The following is a 23235-nucleotide window of genomic DNA, read 5'->3' as shown; positions in this document are numbered from 1 at the left end:
GGGTATTTTAGCGGAAAACGATAGGGGAAGGTCGTCTGAAAACTGTTTTCCAGTTTTCAGACGACCTTTGCCGGTTTATTTGATTTGATAGTCTAAAACGAAACGCGCCGCATCATCTTGAGCCAGAATTTCCGTCAGCTTGGGCAGCGTATCCGCCAATTTTTTTGCCAGCAGATAGGGCGGATTGACGACGAACATCCCGCTGCCGTGCATACCGAAGCCGTCTTCACGAGCTTTGTGAACATAAAGCTCGGCTTGAAGGTAATTTTCGGGCATGAGTTTTTTCAACTGTTCCGGCATCTTACGGCTCTCTTCGCGGTTCAAGCAGGGATACCAAACCAGATAACAGCCCGACTCGAAACGTTTGAGCGCGTCTTGCAGGGTTTGGACGACGCGGCGGTAATCCTGTTTTTCCTCATAGGGCGGGTCGATCAGTACCACGGCGCGGCGCGGCGGAGGGGGAAGCAGCGAAATCAGTCCGCGATAGCCGTCGGCTTGCGCGATTTGCCCGCGTTTGCCCAGGCGGGCTTCTTTCATGTTGTGTTGCAAATGCGCAAAATCGGCAGGATGAAGCTCGAACAGGCGAAGTTTGTCGCAGTCGCGGGTGAGAAAGCGGGCAAGCCAGGGCGAGCCGCAGTAGAGGTTTTCATCGGGCAGGATTTCTTTCAGACGACCGGTAAAGTCGGACAAATCCGAAGGCAGCGCATCTGCTTGAAGCAGCCGTGCAATCCCCTGCCGGTATTCGCCGACCTTCTGCGCCTGCTCTCCGCGCAAATCATACAAACCCGCGCCGCTGTGGGTGTCGATATACCAATACGGTTTGTCTTTGAGATTGAAATATTCCAGCGTAAGGAAGAGGGTGAAATGTTTGAGCATATCGGCGTGGTTGCCGGCATGGAAGGCGTGGCGGTAGCTGAGCATGGCAGGGGTCGTCCGAAAACAGGGAAGGGCGATTATATCCGCAAATGCAGCGGAGAAGGGAGGAGACGGCATTTGTTGGAGAATGGACGTAAGATTGGCAAAATAGAGAAAATGGGTCGTCTGAAACGATAATTCCTACTATGCTGATATGTTAATATCTTACCTTTGGAAAAGGAAAACACCATGTTGCATAAAATCGGGATCATGAGCGCATTGATTTTGGGTCTTTCCATGCCGGCCGCTGCCGAATGTCTGATTCAAAAAGACGGTATCGGAGGGATTAAATTGGGGCAGAATTTAAAGCAGGTAAAACAGAACTTCCCAAAGGCGAAAATAGAGAGAACAAGCGATGGCGATGGTATGGCGTATGTTGCCATCACGTTGTCTAAAGACGTCTTGGTTTTCGCTTCTCAAGATGGACAAGACGATCCTGATACACCTATAAAACTGCATAAAAAAATTGATTTTTTGGAGACCGGCTCTTCCGCCTGTCGCACAGCATCGGGTGTACACCCGGGTATGAAGATCAAAGATGCAGAAGCCAAGCTGGGTAAAGTCAAAGAAATCCACCTATCAGAAATCGAAGCGCGTGAATACGCAATATTTGTCCATCAACCTAAACATTTTTCGTTTGAAGTGGAAAGTGGAACAGGGATTTATTCAGGTAAGGGTGAAGTGCCGAATCAGACTCGGCGTTACCGTAAAACGGGACTTATCGAGGCGATTTCTGTATCTAAATACTGATTTTGGGTAACTGAAGAGCAGGGTATTAGGCAGAATTTCATAAAACTGGCTAAGGCATTGAGACTTTTCAATATGTCTCGTCTGTTTTTTTCAATCTCTGACAAACCATCCATTTGCTATCTATTATTTTGGGCAACTGTTACCTTGTCAAGGTTGCCAGTTGATTTCACTATATAATACAGGTCGTCTGAAAACTGGATGTCCGTTTTCAGACGACCTTTTTTCAATACGGGAAACAATGATGGCTGAGAATACTGCCGATGATTTGAACCTTGCCGCCGCTCAAGCGGCCGGGTATTTGCTGGAGCGTTGCGTACCGGAGCATGCTGCGGTGCTGACGCCGTATGTGTTGCGGCTGTTTGCGGCTTTTCAGAACGGGCATTCGTTTGTTTGGCTGGATGAGGGCGAGGCGGAGGAATTGGCGGGATTGGCGCCGACGGTCGGGCAGGGCGCGTCGCCGTTGGTGTTGCAGGGCAGAAAGTTGTTTTTGGGGCGGATGTGGCAGCTCGAGCATGATTTGGCGGCTGAAATCAAGCGTTTGGCAGAAGCGGAAGTCGAGCCTGTGGATTGGATGAGCGCGTCGCAAAACTTGTCCGGCTGGTTTGCCGACAAAGGAAGCGCAGGGCAGCGGGATGCGGCGGGGCTTGCCCTGCTTCAAGCGTTTATGCTGATTACGGGCGGGCCGGGTACGGGCAAGACGACGACGGTGGCGAAACTTTTGGGGCTGATTTGCACCAACTCTGCCACGCGCCTGCCGCATATTGCGCTTGCCGCGCCGACGGGCAAGGCGGCGGCGCATATGGCGCGCGCGCTGCATCGGGCGGTGGACGGTTTCGAGATGCCCGACGCGGTACGCAATCATTTGTCCGTGCTGGAAGGGCAGACGGTCCACCGCCTTTTGAAACTGCGCCCGCCGCAAATGCTGCCTGCGTTTGACGGCAACCGCCCGCTGCCTTTGGATGTATTGGTAGTGGATGAGGCTTCGATGTTGGATGTTTCCCTGCTGCTTCACTTGCTGCGTGCGATTCCGTCGGGCTGCCGCGTGATTTTTTTGGGCGACGAGTTCCAACTGCCTTCGGTCGGCGTCGGCGCGGTATTGGCGGCGTTGTCGAGACGGACGGTTTTGGATAAGGAGACGGCGGAGCAACTGAGTATTTATCTGCCGGAACACGGTTTCCCCGTGGAGGAAAATCCGCCGGTTTTGTCGCAAAACGTCGCGCAACTGAAGGTCAGCCACCGTTTCGGCGCAGACAGCGGCATCGGTTGCTTGGCGAGGGCGGTCGTATCGGGCAAGAGCGGGGAAGGTTGGGCGCAGTTTGCCTTGTTCCCCGACGAGTTGGAAATCCGTGAGGGTCGTCTGAAACAGCAGGCGGAACTGCTTTACCGCAAACACGAAAAATACTGGCAGGCAGTCGATAAAAACGATGTGGCGCTGGCGTTCGGACACGCGGCGGATGTGGTCGTTTTGGCGGCATGGCGGCAGGACGCGGATGCGTTCAACGAAGAGTATTGCCGTTATCTGCAACGCAAACATCGGGCGGGCGCGGATACGCCGTGGTTTGCGGGACAAATCATCATGATTGCGCGCAACGACTATACGCTGGAAGTGTTCAACGGCGACATCGGGCTGATTATGCCCGACGCGGAATCGGCGAACGGCTTGGCGGCGTATTTTCCGAATGCGGACGGTTTCAAAAAAATCGCCATCAGCCGCCTGCCGCAGTTTGATTCCGCGTTCGCCATGACTGTGCATAAAAGCCAGGGTTCGGAATATCGGGAAGTCTGGCTGTTGCCGCCGTCGGGGAAAATAGAGCAGGGCGGGGATGACACGCTGTCGGGCTTGAACAATGCGCTGCTCTACACTGCCATCACCCGCGCACGGGAACGCTTCGTCTTTTGGGGAAATGAAGAACAATGGCGGCTGGCGGTGGAGACCCGCAAAACCCGCCGCACGGCATTGGGCGACATCTTGGACGCGATGTTCGTACCGAAAGCTTGAATCAAACCCTAAAGGTCGTCTGAAAACGAAACGGATGCTGCCGAGAGTTTTCAGACGACCTTTCTCTATTGATGTGCGTCAAAATCAGTTTGGAAATAAGCATAATACTCTAAATCTTCTTGACGGTTTGTGCCGTCTTTCATAGGATTACAGCCGTTCGATTACAAAAATTAGTAAATTTCTAACAAATATTGATTAGGAATTTTTGTTAAAAATACCTTTTACCCTTCAATCGGAGATTGGCATGAACATCCAAAAAAACTTTGCCGTTGTGTGCGCTGCCTTGGCGGCATTACCCACCGCATTTGCAGAAACCGCTAGCGTAGAGCGCGATGCCGCCGCATTGGCAACGACGAGCGATTACGTCAATTCGGGCAGCGTCATCCGCAAAGACGAAGACAAAATCAGCATTTTCAACGATTTGCTGACCGTAAACGGTACATTCCGCGTCCGCGCCGACACCAAAGACATCAATGCCAACAACAGCAGCACCAATCCCACGCCCGACGCCTCCAATACCAATTTCAACGCCGAATTCTGGTTGCGCGCCAAACTTTATAAAGACTGGAAACTGGTAACCCAAATCGAACCCAACATCGACTTGAAAACCGGCAAATTCAACGGCGACCACGATGTTCCCGTGAACAAACTCTATGCCGAAGGCTCGATTACCGAAGGTGTCAAAGCCCGCGTCGGTAAATTCGGCGCATTCTCCTCCTACGGACGCGTTTGGGATACCGAAGTAACCGGCGGCGAAATCTTCTTTGACAACAAAACCCTGCCCACCAAAATCTATGCAGGCCGCCGTACCGGCAGCCTCAACGACAACGTATGGGGCATAGGCGGCCGCCGCAAACACTTCGCCGCCATTCAAAGCAGCTTGCCGATTAACGAAAACATCAACGTCGGCGCAACCGTCAGCTACATGAAAGACATAGATGTGCGCGGTGCGAAGAAAAACGCCGTCTTCGGCGAAATCGGCGCAGATGTCAAATTCAACGACGATTGGCGTTGGATGGCGGCAGTCAGCAAGTCCAACATCAAAGCCTATAACGACGCAGGGCAAAAAATCAAAAACGACGGCGTGTTCACCGAAGTCCGCTACAAACTCGCCGACTGGAAAGTCCGCAATTCCTACGACGTCTTCCTGAATTACCGCCGCGTCGGTGCGCTTTCGGGCGTATCTTCCGTACAAGACTACAGTAAAAACGTACAAGGCGTACAAGTCGGCGCGACCTACGTTCCTTGGAAAAACTGGAAAGTGTCAGGCTTTTACTTGGCGGGCAAACAAGTTACCCCGACTGCCGGTTCAAGCAGACAAGACGTCAACGTCTTGCGCGGTCAGGTGGAATACAAATTCTAAGCCGTTTGGATAAAGGTTTTGTAGAAACGAAAAAACAGGCAGGGAAAACCTGCCTGTTTTAGTTCGGATAAGATTTCAGACGACCTGTACCTGTTTCCTGATAAAGGTCGTCTGAAAAGTACGATTCCACCAAGACAAACTCCGAATCCTACCAACTGTCGCGCTTCATGCGGTCGAGTTGACGGCGGTCGCGTTTGGTCGGTCTGCCGTCGGGATACGCCGCGCTGATGCGGCTTGCTTGGTCGAGCTGTTTTTGCGCTTCGCGTTCGGCGGCGGTTTTCATGTCTTCTTCGTAAAGCTGACGCGCTTCGGGGGCGGGGCGGCGCTGGTGGTTGAGTGCCAATACTTTGATTTTGTAAGGCAGTGAATTGAGCGTCAGGTCAATGATGTCGCCTGCGCTGATATTTTTGCTGTTTTTGACTTTGGCGCCGTTGACCTGAACCCTGCCCAATTCGATATGTTTTTGAGCCAGCGCGCGGGTTTTGAAAAAGCGCGCGGCCCAAAGCCATTTGTCGAGCCGCATCGCCGTATTGTCGTGTTCGTTTTTCATAGCCTGTTTGAAATGATTGAACTGAATGGAAGTTTATCATAAGATACGGCACTTCATTTGTTTAGTGCAGATATACTATATCATCCGCAAAAGGTCGTCTGAAAAGGCATCCGCCCGATTATCTGCCGTTTTGCACGGCATATCCTCAATGAGAAATGCTGCCAAATATGCCTGATTGGCGTATGATAGCGGCAGCGTCCCTACCGAGAGCTTCACCCTATGAAACCAGTTTTTTTGGATTTTGAACAACCCATCGCCGAATTAACCAATAAAATCGAAGAGTTGCGCTTTGTGCAGGGCGAATCCGCCGTCGATATTTCCGATGAAATCTCCAGATTGCAGAAGAAAAGCAACGACTTGACCAAATCGATTTTCAACAAGCTGACGCCCGCTCAGATTTCGCAGGTTTCACGCCATCCCCAACGTCCTTACACCTTAGATTACATCCAAGCCATTTTCACCGATTTTGAAGAGTTGCACGGCGACCGCCATTATTCAGACGACCATGCCATCGTCGGCGGTTTGGCGCGCTTCAACGGACAAAGTGTGATGGTTATCGGCCATCAAAAAGGTCGAGATACCAAAGAAAAAATCCGCCGTAATTTCGGTATGCCGCGCCCTGAAGGCTACCGTAAAGCACTGCGTCTGATGCAGACCGCCGAGAAATTCAATATTCCCGTGATGACTTTTGTCGATACGCCGGGCGCGTATCCGGGCATCGGCGCAGAAGAGCGCGGTCAGTCTGAAGCCATCGGACGCAACCTGTACGAACTGACCCGCCTGCGTGTACCGGTTTTGTGTACCATCATCGGCGAGGGCGGCTCCGGCGGCGCGCTGGCGATTGCGGTCGGCGATTACGTCAACATGCTGCAATATTCGACTTACTCGGTTATTTCTCCGGAAGGCTGCGCGTCCATTCTGTGGAAAACCGCCGAAAAAGCGGCAGATGCCGCACAAGCCTTAGGCATTACCGCCAAACGCCTGCAAGAATTGGATTTGATCGATAGCGTGATCAGCGAGCCTTTGGGCGGCGCACACCGCGATTTTGAAACGACCATGAAAAACGTCAAAACGGTGTTGGAAACCGAGTTGCACGAGGCGCAAAATATGCCGATGGCGGACTTGCTGTCGCGCCGTTTCGACCGGATTATGGCTTACGGCAAGTTTACGGATAAGTAAACAATTAATGTGTAGAAAAGCAGGCAGAAGCTCCCCTGCCTGCTTTTTCATTTCTCAGAACTTGCCTTGCCGACAAAACATAGATTACGCCATATGAACCCGACGTCGTCTGAAAACCTTCCGCCTCAATGCCGCAGTTTGTTGGATACCTTGCGGCTTTCGGCGCGTTCGCTTCCTGATGGTTGTACGGTAACGGTCGGATTAAGCGGCGGTTTGGATTCGGTGGTGTTGCTGCATATGCTCGCGTGTTTGCGGGAAGAGCTTGGTTTGAATGTACACGCTTTGCACGTTCATCACGGATTGAGCCGCAATGCGGATGACTGGCTGGGGTTTTGCACACGCTTATGCCAAGAATGGAATGTGCCGTTTAGAAGTGTAAAAGTTGAAGTCAAAAAAGACGGCTTGGGAATCGAAGCCGCCGCACGGAAAGCGCGTTATCAGGCGTTTTCAGACGACCCCTCCGGCATCATCGCGCTGGCGCACCATCAGGATGACCAAATTGAAACATTCATGCTCGCGGCGGTTCGCGGCGGCGGTATCAAAGCACTTGCCTCCATGCCGCAATGGCGCAAGCTGGATGAGGGAACGCAAATTTGGCGGCCGCTGCTGACGTTTTCCCGAAAAGAATTGGAAAACTACGCCGCTGCCTGCAACCTGCCGAACATCGAAGATGAAAGTAACGCCGATACAGCTTTTTTAAGGAATTGGATGCGTTACGAGGCGTTGCCGGTTTGGCGGGAGCGCATTCCGAATTTCGACCGTCATGTTTGTGCCAACATTCATTCTTTGCAAACCGATTTGGCGATTTTGGACGAAGTTGTCGAAGCGGATTATCAGACGGTTTGCCAAAGCGGACGCTTCCAAGTCAGCCGCTGGCAGACATTCAGCGAAGCGCGCCGCAGCCGGATTCTTTGGCGGTTTTTTAAAGAGAATGGGATTGTGGAAAGTTCTCCGAGAAAGCTGGTGGATTTCGCGCGGATACTGTTGGAAGCAGAAACTGCACAATGGCAGTTCGGCGAAACATCGGTATGTTTATACCGGGATTTTTTATTCATATTGAAACAAAACCAGTTCGCAGACGTGGATTGGATAAAGGGAAAAGAAGTCAGAGGCCGTCTGAAAGATATTCTCCAAGAAAACGGCTTTTTTCTGGTGCCGCACCGCAACGGATTGCCGGAATCGGTCTTGGAAGAAGAAGGAATCATTCGGACGGCGGGTAGTGATGATATGATGAATGTAGGGTTTTTGTTCAAAAATGTTAAGAAAGTGTTGCAAGAAAACCATATCGTACCGTTCGTCAGAAAATGCTGGCCGATTATCACAAATACTGACGGAAACTGCATTGCTATTGTTAACCTTACAGTAAGCCACGATTTTCAAGGGATTGACGGTTTTTTACCGGTTTATGGAAAATTTTTGAGATATAAATGGAACTAAATGCGGCAATAGCTGTCTTTAACTGGCACAGCACGCTTTACTACTTTATAGCTTATAATGCAGTTATTATAAAAAGGTAAAATATGAATGATCGCCAGATTGATCAGGTCTTGGTAGAGCGCGCGCAGAAAGGCGAACAAAAAGCATTCGAGATGCTGATGTCCAAATATCAGCGTCGGCTCATCAGATTGATTTCCCGTTTTGTCAAAGACGAACACGAAGTCAACGATGTGGCGCAAGAGGCAATGATCAGGGCTTACCGTGCCTTGCCGAATTTTCGTAGCGAGAGCGCGTTTTATACCTGGCTGTACCGGATTGCTATCAATACTGCCAAAAATTTCTTAGTAACATCAGGAAAGCAGCCGTTCGTCAGTGCAGAGGCTGCCAATGAAGATGGGGATATTCTGGATTTGTCGGATCAGATTGCGGATTACCATACGCCGGAAGCTGAGATGATCAATCGGGAAATCCTGCAAACAGTCGAATCAACAATTTCGCATTTGCCCGAGGACTTACGCAAAGCCATTACCTTGCGGGAAATGGACGGTTTGTCTTACGAGGAAATCGCCACGATTATGGATTGCCCGATAGGGACGGTTAGATCCCGTATTTTCAGGGCACGGGAAGTGATAGCAAAAGATTTGAGGCCGTTGCTGGAAACTTCTGAAAATCAAAGGTGGTAATAAAAATGGTAATAACTATGAACACAACACACGAATATATCTCCATGTTGATGGATAACGACGATGTATCTGAAGAGATGCTTGACCGTCTGTTGTCCGACGATGCCGCTGCCGAAGCGTGGTACGAGTATCATCTGATTGGTGACTGTATGCGCTATAAAGAGGGAATGGGACGTGATGCGGATTTCATGCAAAGCGCAGCATTTACCGCTACGCTTGCGGAAATCAGTGAAGAGCATAAGCGACGCTATAAGGCTGAAGTTGCGGCAGCAATGTCTGCTAAGGGTGTTCAAACTGCAAACAATTCCTTCTTTAAATCTTTTGCCGTTGCTGCCAGCGTTGCTGCAGTTGCTGTGTCTGTATGGCAATTCGCCCCTCAAGTGCAGGGTGGGTTGGCAGATATAGTTGCGGAAAAAGTTGCTGATACCAAAAACCAGCAGGAACATATCGTGCCCGTAGCTGCTAATCCGGCAGTAAAAAATGCTTCAGATGCCGTGGTAGTACCTGAGTCTGTAAAGAATGACAAAGGTGTTAGTCAGATTACGGTTCGAACCGAAACGCAGGTTCAACAGGATTCTGTCGTTCATTAAGCTGCATAGAGATACAGATTTCCATCAAGTAGAGAAATCCCTTCCCGAGCTATTCGGGCAGGGATTTTGTTTTTGACCGGATGCATCTTGAGGTCGTCTGAAAAAGCGGGTTGAAAAAAGTCGGACGGTATTGCGCTGTATCCTTTTTATTTGAATCCGCTATATAATGCGGTACATGAAATTGATTACCTCCGCGCAAAACGAGCAGCTCAAGCATTTGTCCAAGCTGCTGACACAATCTAAAGCACGCCGTGAATACGGGCAAACCGTGTTGGAAGGCGTGCATCTTTTGCAAGTCTATTTAGAGGCGGGATATACGCCCAAACAAGTGTATTTGCCCGAAAGTAAAAACACGCATCCTGAAATCCGAAATTTAATCAGCAGCTTGGACGAAGATTGTATTACTTGGGTCGGAAACGAAGCCTTGTCTAAAATCACTAGTCTGAACGATGCCGACGATGTAATGACTTGGATAGAGATTCCGCCGCAAGAGGATTTGCCTTTAAGCGGCGACTGCGTGGTGTTGGATAGGCTGCAAGACCCGGGCAATGTCGGTACGGTTTTACGCAGCGCGGCAGCTTCGGGCATTAGGCAGATTGTGTTGGGTAATGACTGCGTCGATATTTGGTCGCCCAAAGTATTGCGCGCGGGTATGGGGGCGCATTTTCTGCTGGATATATACAGCCGCGTTTTTCTACCGCAATGGCTGGATGCTTATCAGGACAAAATATGGGCAACCGCTTTGGACGGGTGCAACCCTTCCGACTTGTACCAACTGGATTTAAACGCCCCTTGCGCTTGGGTTTTCGGCAATGAAGGCAGCGGCGTGAGTCGGGAAATTTTGGAAAAAGTCGACGGTAGCGTCAGAATCCCGATGTTGGGACAGACCGAGTCGTTAAACGTCGCCATGGCGGCAACTGTATGTCTTTTCGAGCAAATGCGCCAACGCATTGCGTAAGCACTTTCAGACGACCGGTCCGTTTGGTAAAAACCTGATTAAGGTCGTCTGAAAACCTTATCTTCTGCAAGCTCAAAACACCAAACCGGCGGTTAATCTGTTTAACCGCCGGTTTGGTGTTTCAAAGCCATCAGAATTTATCATGAGACCAGCGTGTGCTTTGCAGGATGCTTGAGTCAACGTCCTGAATATTGCGATGGCCGGTAAATGCCATGGATACGTCCATTTCCTTATACAGGATTTCCAGTGCGCGGGTAACGCCTTCTTCGCCGTATGCGCCCAAGCCGTAGAGGAACGCGCGGCCTATCATCGTGCCTTTTGCGCCCAAAGCCCATGCTTTGAGGACGTCCTGACCGCTGCGGATGCCGCTGTCCATCCAGACTTCGATGTCGCTGCCGACTGCGCTGACGATGTCGGGCAAGGCTTTGATGGCGGATATGGTGTCGTCGAGCTGGCGGCCGCCGTGGTTGGAAACGACCAATGCGTCCGCGCCGCTTTTCGCTGCTTTTTCCGCATCTTCAGGTTCCATAATGCCTTTGATAATCAGCTTGCCGCCCCACAAATCTTTAATGCGTGCGACGTCGTCCCAGCTCAGGCGCGGGTCGAATTGTTCGGACGTCCAAGAAGACAGCGAAGACAAATCGCCGACGTTTTTGGCGTGTCCGACGATGTTGCGGAACGTGCGGCGTTCCGTGTTCAACATTTTCATGCACCATTCGGGTTTGGTCGCCAGATTGATTAAATTGGCGATGGTCGGTTTCGGCGGTGCGGACAGGCCGTTTTTGATGTCTTTGTGGCGTTGGCCCAAAACCTGCAAATCGGCGGTTAACACCAACGCCGAACATTTGGCATCTTTCGCGCGCTTAATCAGGTTTTCCATAAACTCGCGGTCGCGCATTACATAAAGCTGAAACCAAAACGGCGCGCTGGTGTTCTCGGCAACATCTTCAATCGAGCAGATGGACATGGTGGACAGCGTAAAAGGAATGCCGAACTTCTCCGCCGCCCGCGCCGCCAAGATTTCGCCGTCGGCGTGTGCCATGCCGGTAAAGCCAGTCGGCGCAATCGCCACCGGCATTTTCACGTCCTGACCGATCATTTTGGTTTCCAAGCTTCTGCCTTCCATATTGACCAACACTTTTTGGCGGAAGCGGATGTCTTTGAAATCCGAAGTGTTTTCGCGGTAGGTGGTTTCCGTCCAAGAACCTGAATCGATGTAATCGTAAAACATGCGCGGCATCTTGCGCTTGGCGACAAGGCGCAGGTCTTCGATACAGGTCATTTTGCTCAAATCGCGTTTCATTGTTGATTGCCTCTGTTAAGGGGTTGCTTATGGCTTGGGTCGTCTGAAACGGGCAGGGCGGTTTCAGACGACCTTTTGCAATACCATAATGATTTAGTATGAATTAGATAATCTATATCAATCGCAATTATAAAGCAAATGGTTTTAACCCCGCCAAAAGCAGGGTAATAGCACTTTTCAGACGACCTCGGATTCAAGTTTCAGATAAAAAAAGAGAAATCTTTAGGCAGATAAAAATCCATTCGCCCAGCCATTTAAACAAACAATCGGAAGACGCCCGAATATACTTGACTGAATCACTCAGATATTAGACAATCGCACCACTATAAAAAAGCCGACACAGGCACCTACCATGAGACTGACCACAAAAGGGCGTTTTGCCGTTACCGCCATGATTGATTTGGCGATGAACGCGCAAACCGGCGCTGTCAAACTCAGCGCCATCAGCGAACGCCAAAGTATTTCGCTTTCCTATCTCGAACAACTATTCAGCAAACTGCGGCGCGCCGGGCTGGTCGAAAGCCTGCGCGGCCCCGGCGGCGGCTACATCCTCGCCGCCCCTCCCGCACAAATCAATATCGCCCAAATCATTTCCGCCGCCGAAGACAAGCTGGACGCCACCCAATGCAGCAGCAAAGCCAACTGCCACCACGGCGCGCCCTGTCTGACGCACGACCTTTGGGAAAACCTGAACAAAACCATCAACGATTACCTCAGCAGCGTTACCCTGCAAAGCATCATCGAACAGAAAAACAGCGATGACGGCAGCCACGTCATCCAATTTACACATATCCATTAAGTACATTACAGAAAAAGAAAGAGCAAACCATGACCGTCAAAACCCCCGTTTATCTCGACTACGCCGCCACCACCCCCGTTGACAAACGCGTTGCCGAAAAAATGATTCCCTATCTGACCGAAACCTTCGGCAACCCCGCCTCCAACAGCCACGCATTCGGCTGGGAAGCAGAAGAGGCCGTTGAAAAAGCCCGCGCCGACATCGCCGCACTGATTAATGCCGACCCCAAAGAAATCATCTTCACCAGCGGCGCGACCGAGTCCGACAACCTCGCCATCAAAGGCGCGGCAAACTTCTACAAAACCAAAGGCAAACACCTCATCACCGTCAAAACCGAACACAAAGCCGTGCTCGACACCATGCGCGAACTCGAACGCCAAGGTTTTGAAGTCACCTACCTCGGCGTACAAGAAAACGGTTTGATCGATTTGGAAGAACTCAAAGCCGCCATCCGCGACGACACCATCCTGATTTCCGTGATGTGGGTGAACAACGAAATCGGCGTAGTGCAAGACATTCCCGCCATCGGCGAAATCTGCCGCGAACGAAAAATCATCTTCCACGTCGATGCCGCCCAAGCTTGCGGCAAAGTGCCTGTTGACGTGGAAGCCGCCAAAATCGACCTGCTGTCCATGTCCGGCCACAAAGTGTACGGCCCCAAAGGCATCGGCGCACTGTACGTCCGCCGCAAACCCCGCGTCCGCCTTGAAGCCCAAATGCACGGCGGCGGCCACGAACGCGGCTTCCGCAGCGGCACCTTGCCGACCCACCAAATCGTCGGCATGGGCGAAGCCTTCCGCATCGCCAAAGAAGAACTCGAGCAAGACATGGCGCACTACCGCAAACTGCGCGACATCTTCCTCAAAGGCATCGAAGGCATCGAAGAAGTCTATATCAACGGCGACCTCGAACACCGCGCCCCGAACAACCTGAACGTCAGCTTCAACTTCGTCGAAGGCGAAAGCCTGATTATGGCGGTCAAAGAACTCGCCGTATCCAGCGGCTCCGCCTGTACCTCCGCCTCGCTCGAACCCAGCTACGTCCTGCGCGCGCTCGGCCGCAACGACGAACTGGCGCACTCATCCCTGCGCATCACCTTCGGCCGCATGACTACCGAAGAAGAAGTGAAATTCGCCGCTGAACTGATCAAATCCAAAATCGGCAAACTGCGCGAACTGTCGCCGCTGTGGGAAATGTTCAAAGACGGGATTGATTTGAATTCGATTGAATGGGCGGCGCATTAAAAGCAGCTTGCACTCAAAAAACCATCACGAAAGGAACAAATTATGCTGGGTTGGTGGATAAGCGTTTTCAGCGATGCAGACAGGCAAGAGCCACATCTCATCGCCTCGTGGGAGTGCGGCGTTTCCGGTGCGGACTGGCTGGATGAACTTTGCAAAGAAGGGCGAGCCACGCAGACCGAGAACAAAGGCGGCTATCCAGATGTTTACCAAACGCAGGTGCGGCACGTCGCCCCGTGGCTGCTAGGCGGTAAAATCTCGCCGCAGGGCAATGCGCCGCATGGAAACTTCACGCCTGTTTTTATGGAAGACGACAAGGGCGAAACCGTGTTGATGAAGTCGTACGGCTATCGTCCTTTGAAACTGCATCGTCCTGAATTGCTGCGTACATTGCCGCCCGAAGCGGTTTTGACGATACAGGTATTTGATTTGAGCTAAAGCATCCGTTTTCAGCAACCTACCTATAAATAAAAAAGGTCGTCTGAAAATCCCCAAAGACCTTTTCAGACGACCTAAAAGCCACCACATTAAAATCAAGGATACAACCCATGAACGAACAAGAACTCGACCTCGATAATCTCGACAACCTGCTTGAAGATTTTGACGGCGTTACCGTGGAAGGCGGTGTCGATTCGGAAAACGACGACGGCTGCGAAGGCGGCGCGTGCAAAATCTAAGGCGGCAGGGGTCGTCTGAAATATTGTTCGGAAGCAAAATAAGGAATCCCATGTCCCTACAAATTCAGGAACAGCATCATTTGCCGCAAACGACGCATTCCATTATTGGTTCGTGGCGGATGGAGCAGTTGAACATCAGTCTAGAGACCATACATGATATGCAGCGTTTGGTGGAAGGCAAAATCAGTTTGGATGAGGCTTTGGACGGCATCAAACAAAGAATGGCGGAAAAATGAGCAAATACGGCGGAGAAGACACTATTTATATGAATGGAGGCGTATTTAAAAACAAGCTCTCCATCCAAGATAGTGAATTGCTGAAAACCGCCGAAAAAGAATTTTCCGCTGTTCGCGCCCAATATCTGCTTTTGCAACCCATTACGGACAATTTCGATTTGGCCCATTTACAGACTATTCATCGCGAACTGTTTGGCGATATTTATGATTGGGCAGGCGAAATCCGGCGGATTGATATTTCCAAAGGTAATACCCGATTTGCCAATTTTGCTTTTATCGAAAACGAAAGCCGTAAACTTTTAGAGAAGCTGCGAAACGAAAACTATTTGCAGGGGTTGGATAAAGATAAATTCGCCGAGCGTGTAGCCTATTATTTGGGCGAGTTGAACGTCCTACATCCTTTTCGTGAAGGAAACGGCAGAACATTGCGCCTGTTTATGACGCAATTGGCAATGAAAAACGGTTTGCAGATACATTGGCAAAATATCTCTGCCGAACAAATGATTCAAGCCTGTATTCAGGCATACCATGCCGATAGCAGCTTATTGGCACGCCTAATTTTAGAAAATTTAGAACAATCGTCTTTTTCAGACGACTAAAACATCAACAAACCACGATATTTTAAGGAAACCACATCATGGCATACAGCGATAAAGTAATCGATCACTATGAAAACCCCCGCAATGTCGGTACTTTCGATAAAAACGACGAGTCTGTCGGCACCGGCATGGTCGGCGCGCCCGCCTGCGGCGACGTTATGCGCCTGCAAATCAAAGTCAACGACGAAGGCATCATCGAAGACGCTAAATTCAAAACTTACGGCTGCGGCTCCGCCATCGCTTCGTCCAGCCTGATTACCGAGTGGGTAAAAGGTAAAAGCCTGGATGACGCGCTGGCAATCAAAAACAGCGAAATCGCCGAAGAACTGGAACTGCCGCCGGTAAAAATCCACTGCTCCATCTTGGCTGAAGATGCGGTAAAAGCGGCTGTTGCCGACTACCGCAAACGTCAGGAAAACAAATAATCCGATTAGTGGGTGCTTTGTCGGTAGACATTCACAGGATTTCTGAAAGTCTTAAAGTTTTCAGGAAAAGCAAACATAACGGTTTGTTCCTCTCTTAAACAGACAGGGTGAATTGAGGACACAGAAACCTAATCCTTTTAAAGTTGCCGCCAAATTTGGGACTACCTGCCAATCTATCCCCTCTCCCAGCGGGAGAGGGTTAGGGAGAGGGCGATAAGCCACAGGCTTATATTTAGTCGATATCCCTGCAAAATCAAAAGAGGCGGCATGCCTTCTCTCGTGAAGAAGAGGGTAAGGACACAGAAACTTAATCCTTTTGAAGTTGCCGCCAAATTTGGGGCTGCCTGCCAATCTGTCCCCTCTCCCCACGGGAGAGGGTTAGGGAGAGGGCGATAAGCCGTAGGCTTATATTTGTCGATACGCCTGCAAAATCGAAGGAGACGAAATGCCTTTTACCGATGAAGAAGCCCAATCCCTGCTTGCTGTCAAAGGCATAGGCAAAACCGTATTGCAGCGTTTGCAGCAAATGGGTTTGGATGATGTTGCCACGCTGGCGGCGGCGGATTTGGACGATGTTTTGGAACAGGGCGCAAAATTGACCGGCTCGACCTGTTGGAAAAACAGTCCGCAGGCAAAAGCCGCCGTTTCTGCCGCGATAGCGTGGGCAAAACAGCGTTTTCAGACGACCTGAAAGGCAAGAAGTCGTCTGAAAATGAAAGTAGGTAAAACAATGATTGCGAATAAGGAAAAAAAGCATGATTACCATCACAGAAAACGCAGCCAAATACATCAACAGCTACCTGACCAAGCGCGGCAAAGGCTTGGGCGTGCGCTTGGGTGTGAAAACCAGCGGCTGCTCGGGCATGGCATACAACCTTGAATTTGTCGATGAAGCGAACGAGGACGACTTGGTTTTCGAAGAACACGGCGCGCGCGTTTATATCGACCCGAAAAGCTTGGTTTATCTGGACGGCACGCAAGTCGATTACACCAAAGAAGGCTTGCAGGAAGGTTTCAAATTTGAAAACCCGAATGTCAAAGACTCTTGCGGCTGCGGCGAGAGCTTCCACGTTTAAGACATAAAAACGGCGGGACAGTATCAAAACCGTCCCGCCATTTTTTCGCTTCCTGTCTGTTGTAGCTGCCTTTGCCTTTTCTTTTCCGTTCCACCTTGTGTCGGAACAAATCGGATTTCACTAAGGCTTTTAAGGCATTGTCGCGTATTTTGCCTTTATTGTGTTGCACTTTACTGCTCATATTCAGTCCTTTTGGTTAAGAATCAGCGGATTATAAGGCAAAATCAGGTTTCTGCCGAAAATTTCACATTAATTATCCCACCATGTCTCAATATTTCACACTCTTCCAGCTTGAACCCGCTTTCGATATCGACGCCGAAAACTTGGAGCAAACCTACCGCGCCTTGGCTGCCCGTTTCCATCCTGACAAATTCGCTTCAGCCTCCGCTTTCGAGCAAAAGCAGGCAGTGATGATGTCTTCCACCATCAACGATGCCTACCGTACCTTGAGAAATCCCATTGACCGCGCGGCGTATCTGTTGAAAACGTTGGGCATAGACGCCGATGCGCCGGAGCATACCTCTTTCGCTCCTGAATTTCTCATGCAGCAAATGGAATGGCGCGAAACGCTGATGGATGCGCAAATGGCGCAAAACAACGAAGCCCTGCGCGCGTTGGACCAAGAAATCAGCCGCGAGCAAGACAAGCTGTATCAAGATTTGCGGACGGCCTTTGCAGCGAAAGACCACGAAGCTGCCGCTCAATGGGTGCGCCACGGCAGGTTTTTAAACAAACTGCGCAACGAAATCGCCGCCGCATTGCAAGATTAAATACCTAGATTTTGAGCATCTTAAAGGTCGTCTGAAAACCGGAATAAGGTTTCAGACGACCTTTATTGCTTATTTCATCATGTTGTATGCCATTATATTTTCAAAATTTAACACAAATCCGAATTTGCCTTATTTCATAAGCGCATAGCCGTATGAGGGTTTTGATGCTGAAAAACACATCTTCGCGGTAAGGCTTGAATCATAGGGGAAGAGGTCGTCTGAAAGAAAATCGGGAAAAGCACGATTTCAAAACAGCAGTCTTGTCAAGACTGGATAAGCGACGAAAAATACACTATATTGTGCCACTCGATATTAATACATACTGTATCTTGTGTTTCAGGATGGAGAAAGCTCACGATGAATGCACCGACTGATTTGAAAGTAACCAAGCGCGACGGACGTTTGGAAAATCTCGACTTAGACAAAATCCACCGCGTCGTTACTTGGGCGGCGGAAGGCTTGAAAAACGTTTCCGTATCGCAAGTCGAGCTCAAATCGCACATCCAGTTTTACAACGGCATCCGCACCGACGACATCCACGAAACCATCATCAAGGCGGCTGCCGACCTGATTTCGCAGGATACGCCCGACTATCAATATCTTGCCGCGCGTCTGGCGATTTTCCACCTGCGCAAAATCGCTTACGGCGAGTTCGAACCGCCGCATCTCTTCGACCACGTTAAAAAACTTACCGATGCGGGCAAATACGACCGCCACATCATCGAAGATTACAGCTGCGAAGAGTTTGACGAGCTGAACGCCTATATCGACCACAGCCGCGACATGACCTTCTCGTATGCCGCCGTGAAGCAGCTCGAAGGCAAATATCTGGTGCAGAACCGCGTTACCCGCCAGATTTATGAAACGCCGCAGTTCTTATACATTTTGGTGGCGATGTGTCTCTTCAGCAAATATCCGAAAGAGACCCGTTTGGATTACGTCAAACGTTTTTACGATGCCGTTTCCACATTCAAAGTATCGCTGCCGACCCCGATTATGAGCGGCGTGCGCACGCCTACGCGCCAATTCTCAAGCTGCGTATTGATTGAATGCGACGACAGCTTGGATTCCATCAATGCCACCACCAGCGCGATTGTGAAATACGTTTCCCAACGCGCGGGCATTGGCATCAACGCCGGACGTATCCGTGGTTTGGGCAGCGAAATCCGCGGCGGTGAAGCGCAACATACCGGCTGCATTCCGTTTTTCAAAATGTTCCAAGCGGCGGTCAAATCCTGTTCGCAAGGCGGCGTGCGCGGCGGCGCGGCAACCTTGTTCTATCCCTTGTGGCACATCGAAGCTGAAAGCCTGTTGGTGTTGAAAAACAACCGCGGTGTAGAAGACAACCGCATCCGCCAGCTGGACTACGGCGTGCAGATCAACCGCCTGCTGTACACCCGCCTGATTAAAGGCGGCAACATTACGCTGTTTTCGCCCAACGAAGTTCCCGGCCTGTACGACGCGTTCTTTGCCGACCAAGACGAATTCGAGCGTCTCTACACGAAATACGAGCAAGACCCGAACATCCGTAAGCGCACCTTGTCGGCTACCGATTTGTTCTCCACGCTGATGCAGGAACGTGCCGGAACGGGACGCATATACATCCAAAACGTTGACCACTGCAACACGCACAGCCCGTTTGACCCGCGCGTCGCGCCCGTACACCAGTCCAACCTGTGCATGGAAATCGCCCTGCCGACCAAACCGCTGGACAACATCAACGACCCGAACGGCGAAATTGCCCTGTGTACCCTGTCTGCCTTCAACTTGGGCGCATTAAACAGCTTGGACGAGCTGGAAGGGCTTGCCGATTTGACTGTGCGCGCACTCGATGCCTTGCTGGATTATCAAGACTATCCGGTCGAAGCCGCCCGCACCGCGACCATGAACCGCCGCACGCTCGGCATCGGCGTCATCAACTACGCCTACTATCTGGCGAAAAACGGCGTCCGTTACAGCGACGATTCCGCGCTCGGACTGACCCACCGCACCTTTGAAGCCATGCAGTATTACCTGCTCAAAGCATCGGTAAACCTTGCCAAAGAATACGGCGCATGCCCGCTGTTCAACCAAACCGTTTATTCGCAAGGCAAACTGCCCATCGACACCTACAAAAAAGACTTGGATGCCGTATGCAGCGAACCGCTGTTGTGCGACTGGGAAAGCCTGCGCGCCGACATCGTCAAATACGGCCTGCGCAACTCCACCCTGACCGCACTCATGCCGTCTGAAACCAGCTCGCAAATCGCCAACGCCACCAACGGCATCGAGCCGCCGCGCGGATTGGTAACGGTTAAAGCATCGAAAGACGGTATTTTGAAACAAGTCGTGCCGGAATTTGAAACCCTGAAAGACGCCTACGAAACCCTGTGGCAGCTTCCGGGCAACGAAGGCTATCTGAAACTTGTCGGCGTGATGCAAAAATTCGTCGATCAGGCGATTTCCGCCAATACCGCCTACGATCCGGGCAAATTCGAAGGCAACAAAGTTTCCATGAAACAAATGCTCAAAGACCTGCTGACTGCCTACAAATATGGCGTCAAAACCCTGTACTACCACAACACCCGCGACGGCGCGGACGATACGCAGACCGATATTCAGGATGACGGCTGCGCTGGTGGGGCTTGTAAGATTTGATAAGGGGAATTTCAGACGACCTCACGAGGTCGTCTGAAATAATAAATAACATAGGGGGAAAACAAATTGAAGAATATACCTGAACAATCTATTGTCGCTCTTTTTATAGATGCGGATAACGCACCTTTTGGGAAAATTGATTTTATTCTTAATGAGCTTGCAAATTATGGTTCAGTAATGATAAGAAAAATTTATGGGAATTGGAAAAGTGAACAATTAAAAGGTTGGGAAGCTGTCTTATTGGATTATGCTCTAGCACCTGTTCAACAGTTTGATTATACAAAGGGTAAGAATGCAACGGATATGGCGATGACCATAGATGTAATGGATTTATTATTTCAAGATAAAATAGACGTTTTTTGCATTGTTTCTTCCGATTGTGATTTCACACCGTTAGCAATGAGAATAAAAATGGAAGGGAAACAAGTCATTGGTTTTGGCGAACATAAAACACCTAAATCGTTGGTTGCTGCATGTAGCAAATTTTTATTTTTAGATGCAAGTTTTGATAAAAGCAGTGGGACAAATGCTCAACCAGCTGAAATTCGGAAGAGAACTGCTAATGAACTTAAATGTGATACCACATTAATGAATTTATTAAGAGAAGCCATTGCCAATAGTTGTGATGAAGACGGTTGGGCATCATTAAGTAATGTTGGGAAGATTATCAATAACCAATCATCTTTTGATAGTAAAAATTATGGTTATACGAAGTTGGGAGATTTAGTGCGTGTAATTGATATTTTTGAAACTAGGTTGTCAGAAAATCGTTCACAAATGTATATCCGAAATAAAAGAGCAAAGTAAAAAATGAAAGTTATTTAAATAATGGTTTGTGAATAATTTTTAGATGGTCTTGTTTTGAATATCAAAAGGGTACTCTGAAAACTAAATATTATTTTTTAAAAAGAGAAACACCATGTCCTGCGAACATCTAGTCATGTCATACAGCACCTTTTCCAAAACCAAAAACGACGCGCTTAAAGAGCCTATGTTTTTTGGTCAGCCGGTGAATGTTGCCCGTTATGACCAGCAGAAATACGAAGTATTTGAAAAACTGATTGAAAAACAATTGTCGTTTTTCTGGCGGCCGGAAGAAATCGACGTGTCGCGCGACCGTATCGACTACGCCAATCTGCCTGAACACGAAAAACATATTTTTATCAGCAATCTGAAATACCAAACCTTGCTCGATTCCATTCAAGGCCGCAGTCCGAACGTTGCCTTACTGCCTTTGGTGTCGATTCCCGAGTTGGAAACTTGGATTGAAACGTGGAGCTTCAGCGAAACCATCCACTCGCGCAGCTATACCCACATTATTCGCAATATCGTCAACGATCCGTCGGTCGTGTTTGACGACATCGTGCAGAACGAATACATCATCGCCCGCGCCGAAGATATCGCCTGTTATTACGATGATTTAATCGAATATACCCAGTATTACAACCTATTGGGCGAAGGGACGCACAATGTCGGCGGCAAGCTCGTTACCGTGTCTTTACGTGAGTTGAAGAAAAAACTCTATCTCTGCCTGATGTGCGTCAACGTGTTGGAAGCCATCCGTTTTTACGTTTCATTCGCCTGCTCGTTTGCCTTTGCCGAACGCGAGTTGATGGAAGGCAACGCTAAAATCATCAAACTGATTGCCCGCGACGAAGCCCTGCACCTGACCAGCACCCAGCATATGCTCAACCTGATGCGCGCCGGTTCAGACGACCCTGAAATGGCGGAAATCGCCGTCGAATTGCAGGACGAATGTTTCAAACTCTTCAAAAAAGCGGCGGAGCAGGAAAAAGAATGGGCGGCCTATCTGTTTAAAGACGGTTCCATGATTGGTCTGAACAAGGAAATTCTGGCGCAATACGTCGAATACATCACCAACTTGCGTATGCAGGCGGTCGGTTTGCCCGCCGGATTCGAAGGTGCTACCCAAAACCCGATTCCGTGGATTAACGCGTGGCTGTCGTCCGACAACGTACAGGTCGCACCGCAGGAAGTGGAAATTTCTTCTTACTTAATCGGTCAGATCGATTCGGAAGTCAGCGCGGACGATTTGGGCGATTTCGAACTGTAATCAAACTCGGCAGTTTTTCCGCATTTCCATCATCAGAGGTCGTCTGAACAGGTGTAGAAACGAAATCAAAGATTTCAGTTACACCGTGCAGACGGCCTTTCCCGCTTAAACAGATAACAATGGCACTTATCAGCACACACGATAAAACCTTCGAGCTTCAAGAGGGCGAAACCTTATTGGAGGGCTTGGAGCGCACCGGACACGAGGTCGAATACCAGTGCCGCAGCGGTTATTGCGGTTCCTGCCGCGTCAAAATATTAGACGGCAGGGTGTCCTACGACGATTTCCCGCTGGCGTTTGTCGCACCCGGCGAGATTCTGCCGTGTTGCTGTCGGGTTCACGAGGACATTAAGGTCGATTGCCGCGGGCGGGTGAGCGAACCGGATTTGTTCGATGTCGGCTTGTTTGATGAGCGGGATTGAGTCGATTGAAATCCAATTGTATTATTTTCAGTTCTTTGCTTTAATCATAGGCTCTTCAAATCTAGGTGTAATCATATGAATGTCGCTAAGGGTTTATTGGTTTCAGTTTTATGTTTGAGCTCGGGTTTGCTTGCTGCTCAAAGTCATCATTCCCAATGGAAAAAAGTTTATGAAAGGGATTTGACGGATTTTGAATTGAGTCTGGAGGGAAGCGGGTTGGTATTGTTTGCCCAACCGCAAGGACGTTGCAGGATGGATGTTGATTTTTATGGGGAAACGGGACAGGATAAATACCAGTATGAATTTACCCGAGACCGTTTGACGGCAGGTTCGCATCGGGAATACCGCTATACCGCTGCATCGTTGTCGGAAGTCACCAAAGATAAAATAAAATTGGTACGAAATGAGAAGCTGAATCCTGCTTCAGGCGCGGTAAAGAAAGAATTTCGGGATATTTATCAATACGTTCCTAATAAGGTTTTAAAAAAATATTGTTTTTGATATGGCATGGCAAATAAAGCAAGAGGTCGTCTGAAAACTTTTCAGACGACC

At 49.8% G+C, this 23235-nt stretch carries 27 protein-coding genes; 23 read left to right on the top strand and 4 right to left on the bottom strand.

The annotated features are described in order from the left end of the window. Positions 1-75: 75 nt before the first annotated feature. A complete protein-coding gene (locus HMPREF2954_RS00870; protein ID WP_045073700.1) occupies positions 76-921 on the bottom strand; it encodes a 23S rRNA (adenine(2030)-N(6))-methyltransferase RlmJ in 846 nt (281 codons plus the stop codon). A gap of 183 nt (positions 922-1104) precedes the next feature. On the opposite strand from HMPREF2954_RS00870, the gene HMPREF2954_RS00865 reads away from it, so the two are divergent. The 3 genes from HMPREF2954_RS00865 (at position 1105) to HMPREF2954_RS00855 (ending at position 5027) form a co-directional block, all read left to right on the top strand. Beyond that, positions 1105-1665 (top strand): hypothetical protein, encoded by a 561-nt coding sequence (locus tag HMPREF2954_RS00865; RefSeq protein ID WP_045073697.1) that lies wholly within the window; start codon positions 1105-1107, stop codon positions 1663-1665. A 241-nt stretch (positions 1666-1906) separates the two neighbouring features. Continuing rightward, a complete protein-coding gene (gene recD / locus HMPREF2954_RS00860) occupies positions 1907-3664 on the top strand; it encodes an exodeoxyribonuclease V subunit alpha (RefSeq protein ID WP_045073817.1) in 1758 nt (585 codons plus the stop codon). A 244-nt stretch (positions 3665-3908) separates the two neighbouring features. Further along, on the top strand, positions 3909-5027 hold the full coding sequence (locus HMPREF2954_RS00855; protein WP_003768264.1) for a hypothetical protein: 1119 nt from the start codon (positions 3909-3911) through the stop codon (positions 5025-5027). Positions 5028-5175: 148 nt separating this feature from the next. Here the strand turns inward: HMPREF2954_RS00855 and HMPREF2954_RS00850 are convergent, their stop codons facing one another. Beyond that, positions 5176-5577: an RNA-binding S4 domain-containing protein gene (locus HMPREF2954_RS00850; protein WP_003758524.1), complete on the bottom strand. Its 402-nt coding sequence runs from the start codon at positions 5575-5577 to the stop codon at positions 5176-5178. Between the two features lie 219 nt (positions 5578-5796). On the opposite strand from HMPREF2954_RS00850, the gene HMPREF2954_RS00845 reads away from it, so the two are divergent. The 5 genes from HMPREF2954_RS00845 (at position 5797) to HMPREF2954_RS00825 (ending at position 10424) form a co-directional block, all read left to right on the top strand. Then, entirely contained in the window at positions 5797-6756 is a 960-nt protein-coding gene (locus HMPREF2954_RS00845) for an acetyl-CoA carboxylase carboxyltransferase subunit alpha (protein ID WP_045073694.1), read from the top strand. A gap of 93 nt (positions 6757-6849) precedes the next feature. Further along, complete coding sequence (tilS, locus tag HMPREF2954_RS00840; RefSeq protein WP_045073692.1) at positions 6850-8193, top strand: tRNA lysidine(34) synthetase TilS; 1344 nt, start codon at positions 6850-6852, stop codon at positions 8191-8193. A gap of 83 nt (positions 8194-8276) precedes the next feature. Next, the gene (rpoE, locus tag HMPREF2954_RS00835; protein ID WP_039410227.1) at positions 8277-8876 is read left to right on the top strand and encodes an RNA polymerase sigma factor RpoE; all 600 of its coding nucleotides are present in this window, start codon (positions 8277-8279) and stop codon (positions 8874-8876) included. Between the two features lie 17 nt (positions 8877-8893). Continuing rightward, on the top strand, positions 8894-9466 hold the full coding sequence (locus HMPREF2954_RS00830; protein ID WP_231574635.1) for a sigma-E factor negative regulatory protein: 573 nt from the start codon (positions 8894-8896) through the stop codon (positions 9464-9466). A gap of 175 nt (positions 9467-9641) precedes the next feature. After that, positions 9642-10424 carry a TrmH family RNA methyltransferase gene (locus tag HMPREF2954_RS00825; RefSeq protein ID WP_045073687.1) on the top strand — a complete coding sequence of 261 codons (783 nt, stop codon included), beginning with the start codon at positions 9642-9644 and terminating at the stop codon, positions 10422-10424. Between the two features lie 130 nt (positions 10425-10554). Here the strand turns inward: HMPREF2954_RS00825 and HMPREF2954_RS00820 are convergent, their stop codons facing one another. Next, on the bottom strand, positions 10555-11727 hold the full coding sequence (locus HMPREF2954_RS00820; RefSeq protein WP_045073684.1) for an alpha-hydroxy acid oxidase: 1173 nt from the start codon (positions 11725-11727) through the stop codon (positions 10555-10557). A 352-nt stretch (positions 11728-12079) separates the two neighbouring features. Here HMPREF2954_RS00820 and iscR point away from each other — a divergent pair, with 352 nt between their 5' ends. From iscR to iscA, 9 genes are all read left to right on the top strand, one after another. Further along, positions 12080-12526, top strand: coding sequence for a Fe-S cluster assembly transcriptional regulator IscR (gene iscR, locus HMPREF2954_RS00815; RefSeq protein WP_003764827.1), 447 nt, complete (start codon positions 12080-12082; stop codon positions 12524-12526). 29 nt (positions 12527-12555) lie between these two features. After that, on the top strand, positions 12556-13770 hold the full coding sequence (locus HMPREF2954_RS00810) for an IscS subfamily cysteine desulfurase (RefSeq protein WP_060975431.1): 1215 nt from the start codon (positions 12556-12558) through the stop codon (positions 13768-13770). Between the two features lie 42 nt (positions 13771-13812). Next, on the top strand, positions 13813-14205 hold the full coding sequence (locus tag HMPREF2954_RS00805) for a hypothetical protein (RefSeq protein ID WP_045073678.1): 393 nt from the start codon (positions 13813-13815) through the stop codon (positions 14203-14205). Positions 14206-14315: 110 nt separating this feature from the next. Further along, positions 14316-14444, top strand: a complete 129-nt coding sequence (locus HMPREF2954_RS13180) for a hypothetical protein (RefSeq protein WP_003712319.1) — start codon at positions 14316-14318, stop codon at positions 14442-14444. A gap of 50 nt (positions 14445-14494) precedes the next feature. Next, positions 14495-14680 carry an antitoxin VbhA family protein gene (locus tag HMPREF2954_RS00800; RefSeq protein WP_039410746.1) on the top strand — a complete coding sequence of 62 codons (186 nt, stop codon included), beginning with the start codon at positions 14495-14497 and terminating at the stop codon, positions 14678-14680. Continuing rightward, positions 14677-15279, top strand: a complete 603-nt coding sequence (locus HMPREF2954_RS00795) for a putative adenosine monophosphate-protein transferase Fic (RefSeq protein WP_045073675.1) — start codon at positions 14677-14679, stop codon at positions 15277-15279. Before HMPREF2954_RS00800 ends, HMPREF2954_RS00795 begins: the two co-directional genes overlap by 4 nt. A gap of 38 nt (positions 15280-15317) precedes the next feature. Then, the gene (iscU, locus tag HMPREF2954_RS00790; protein WP_003674559.1) at positions 15318-15704 is read left to right on the top strand and encodes a Fe-S cluster assembly scaffold IscU; all 387 of its coding nucleotides are present in this window, start codon (positions 15318-15320) and stop codon (positions 15702-15704) included. A gap of 445 nt (positions 15705-16149) precedes the next feature. After that, positions 16150-16395, top strand: a complete 246-nt coding sequence (locus HMPREF2954_RS00785; protein WP_045073670.1) for a recombinase RecA — start codon at positions 16150-16152, stop codon at positions 16393-16395. Between the two features lie 64 nt (positions 16396-16459). Beyond that, positions 16460-16780 (top strand): iron-sulfur cluster assembly protein IscA, encoded by a 321-nt coding sequence (iscA, locus tag HMPREF2954_RS00780; protein WP_003757740.1) that lies wholly within the window; start codon positions 16460-16462, stop codon positions 16778-16780. On the opposite strand, the gene HMPREF2954_RS11240 is transcribed toward iscA, so the two are convergent. Next, complete coding sequence (locus HMPREF2954_RS11240) at positions 16740-16961, bottom strand: alternative ribosome-rescue factor A (RefSeq protein ID WP_003746467.1); 222 nt, start codon at positions 16959-16961, stop codon at positions 16740-16742. The two genes, iscA and HMPREF2954_RS11240, sit on opposite strands and share 41 nt — an antisense overlap. Before the next feature lie 82 nt (positions 16962-17043). On the opposite strand from HMPREF2954_RS11240, the gene hscB reads away from it, so the two are divergent. From hscB to HMPREF2954_RS00750, 6 genes are all read left to right on the top strand, one after another. Continuing rightward, on the top strand, positions 17044-17550 hold the full coding sequence (gene hscB, locus HMPREF2954_RS00775) for a Fe-S protein assembly co-chaperone HscB (RefSeq protein ID WP_045073668.1): 507 nt from the start codon (positions 17044-17046) through the stop codon (positions 17548-17550). 357 nt (positions 17551-17907) lie between these two features. Beyond that, complete coding sequence (nrdA, locus tag HMPREF2954_RS00770; protein ID WP_070688961.1) at positions 17908-20187, top strand: class 1a ribonucleoside-diphosphate reductase subunit alpha; 2280 nt, start codon at positions 17908-17910, stop codon at positions 20185-20187. Positions 20188-20253: 66 nt separating this feature from the next. Next, entirely contained in the window at positions 20254-20994 is a 741-nt protein-coding gene (locus tag HMPREF2954_RS00765) for an NYN domain-containing protein (RefSeq protein WP_002241642.1), read from the top strand. 133 nt (positions 20995-21127) lie between these two features. Next, positions 21128-22261, top strand: coding sequence for a class Ia ribonucleoside-diphosphate reductase subunit beta (gene nrdB / locus HMPREF2954_RS00760; RefSeq protein ID WP_003756859.1), 1134 nt, complete (start codon positions 21128-21130; stop codon positions 22259-22261). Between the two features lie 119 nt (positions 22262-22380). Then, positions 22381-22683, top strand: a complete 303-nt coding sequence (yfaE, locus tag HMPREF2954_RS00755) for a class I ribonucleotide reductase maintenance protein YfaE (RefSeq protein ID WP_045073660.1) — start codon at positions 22381-22383, stop codon at positions 22681-22683. 75 nt (positions 22684-22758) lie between these two features. Beyond that, on the top strand, positions 22759-23184 hold the full coding sequence (locus HMPREF2954_RS00750) for a hypothetical protein (protein ID WP_045073658.1): 426 nt from the start codon (positions 22759-22761) through the stop codon (positions 23182-23184). Positions 23185-23235 lie beyond the last annotated feature (51 nt).

This window comes from Neisseria sp. HMSC067H09 (assembly GCF_001814135.1).
Classification (GTDB): Bacteria; Pseudomonadota; Gammaproteobacteria; order Burkholderiales; family Neisseriaceae; genus Neisseria.
Note: the sequence above shows the minus strand (reverse complement) of the source record. Positions and strands in the feature narration are given on the sequence as shown.

Bases quoted from the DNA above. Each gene is read 5' to 3' on its own strand.
- HMPREF2954_RS13180 (WP_003712319.1), top strand. From the start codon at position 14,316: ATGAACGAACAAGAACTCGACCTCGATAATCTCGACAACCTGCTTGAA.
- nrdA (WP_070688961.1), top strand. From the start codon at position 17,908: ATGAATGCACCGACTGATTTGAAAGTAACCAAGCGCGACGGACGTTTG.
- recD (WP_045073817.1), top strand. From the start codon at position 1,907: ATGGCTGAGAATACTGCCGATGATTTGAACCTTGCCGCCGCTCAAGCG.
- HMPREF2954_RS00825 (WP_045073687.1), top strand. From the start codon at position 9,642: ATGAAATTGATTACCTCCGCGCAAAACGAGCAGCTCAAGCATTTGTCC.
- HMPREF2954_RS00810 (WP_060975431.1), top strand. From the start codon at position 12,556: ATGACCGTCAAAACCCCCGTTTATCTCGACTACGCCGCCACCACCCCC.
- HMPREF2954_RS00830 (WP_231574635.1), top strand. From the start codon at position 8,894: ATGAACACAACACACGAATATATCTCCATGTTGATGGATAACGACGAT.
- HMPREF2954_RS00865 (WP_045073697.1), top strand. From the start codon at position 1,105: ATGTTGCATAAAATCGGGATCATGAGCGCATTGATTTTGGGTCTTTCC.
- HMPREF2954_RS00800 (WP_039410746.1), top strand. From the start codon at position 14,495: ATGTCCCTACAAATTCAGGAACAGCATCATTTGCCGCAAACGACGCAT.
- HMPREF2954_RS00820 (WP_045073684.1), bottom strand. From the start codon at position 11,727: ATGAAACGCGATTTGAGCAAAATGACCTGTATCGAAGACCTGCGCCTT.
- HMPREF2954_RS00795 (WP_045073675.1), top strand. From the start codon at position 14,677: ATGAGCAAATACGGCGGAGAAGACACTATTTATATGAATGGAGGCGTA.
- iscR (WP_003764827.1), top strand. From the start codon at position 12,080: ATGAGACTGACCACAAAAGGGCGTTTTGCCGTTACCGCCATGATTGAT.
- HMPREF2954_RS00785 (WP_045073670.1), top strand. From the start codon at position 16,150: ATGCCTTTTACCGATGAAGAAGCCCAATCCCTGCTTGCTGTCAAAGGC.
- HMPREF2954_RS00805 (WP_045073678.1), top strand. From the start codon at position 13,813: ATGCTGGGTTGGTGGATAAGCGTTTTCAGCGATGCAGACAGGCAAGAG.
- nrdB (WP_003756859.1), top strand. From the start codon at position 21,128: ATGTCATACAGCACCTTTTCCAAAACCAAAAACGACGCGCTTAAAGAG.
- HMPREF2954_RS00870 (WP_045073700.1), bottom strand. From the start codon at position 921: ATGCTCAGCTACCGCCACGCCTTCCATGCCGGCAACCACGCCGATATG.
- iscA (WP_003757740.1), top strand. From the start codon at position 16,460: ATGATTACCATCACAGAAAACGCAGCCAAATACATCAACAGCTACCTG.
- tilS (WP_045073692.1), top strand. From the start codon at position 6,850: ATGAACCCGACGTCGTCTGAAAACCTTCCGCCTCAATGCCGCAGTTTG.
- HMPREF2954_RS11240 (WP_003746467.1), bottom strand. From the start codon at position 16,961: ATGAGCAGTAAAGTGCAACACAATAAAGGCAAAATACGCGACAATGCC.
- rpoE (WP_039410227.1), top strand. From the start codon at position 8,277: ATGAATGATCGCCAGATTGATCAGGTCTTGGTAGAGCGCGCGCAGAAA.
- iscU (WP_003674559.1), top strand. From the start codon at position 15,318: ATGGCATACAGCGATAAAGTAATCGATCACTATGAAAACCCCCGCAAT.
- HMPREF2954_RS00750 (WP_045073658.1), top strand. From the start codon at position 22,759: ATGAATGTCGCTAAGGGTTTATTGGTTTCAGTTTTATGTTTGAGCTCG.
- yfaE (WP_045073660.1), top strand. From the start codon at position 22,381: ATGGCACTTATCAGCACACACGATAAAACCTTCGAGCTTCAAGAGGGC.
- HMPREF2954_RS00845 (WP_045073694.1), top strand. From the start codon at position 5,797: ATGAAACCAGTTTTTTTGGATTTTGAACAACCCATCGCCGAATTAACC.
- HMPREF2954_RS00855 (WP_003768264.1), top strand. From the start codon at position 3,909: ATGAACATCCAAAAAAACTTTGCCGTTGTGTGCGCTGCCTTGGCGGCA.
- HMPREF2954_RS00850 (WP_003758524.1), bottom strand. From the start codon at position 5,577: ATGAAAAACGAACACGACAATACGGCGATGCGGCTCGACAAATGGCTT.
- hscB (WP_045073668.1), top strand. From the start codon at position 17,044: ATGTCTCAATATTTCACACTCTTCCAGCTTGAACCCGCTTTCGATATC.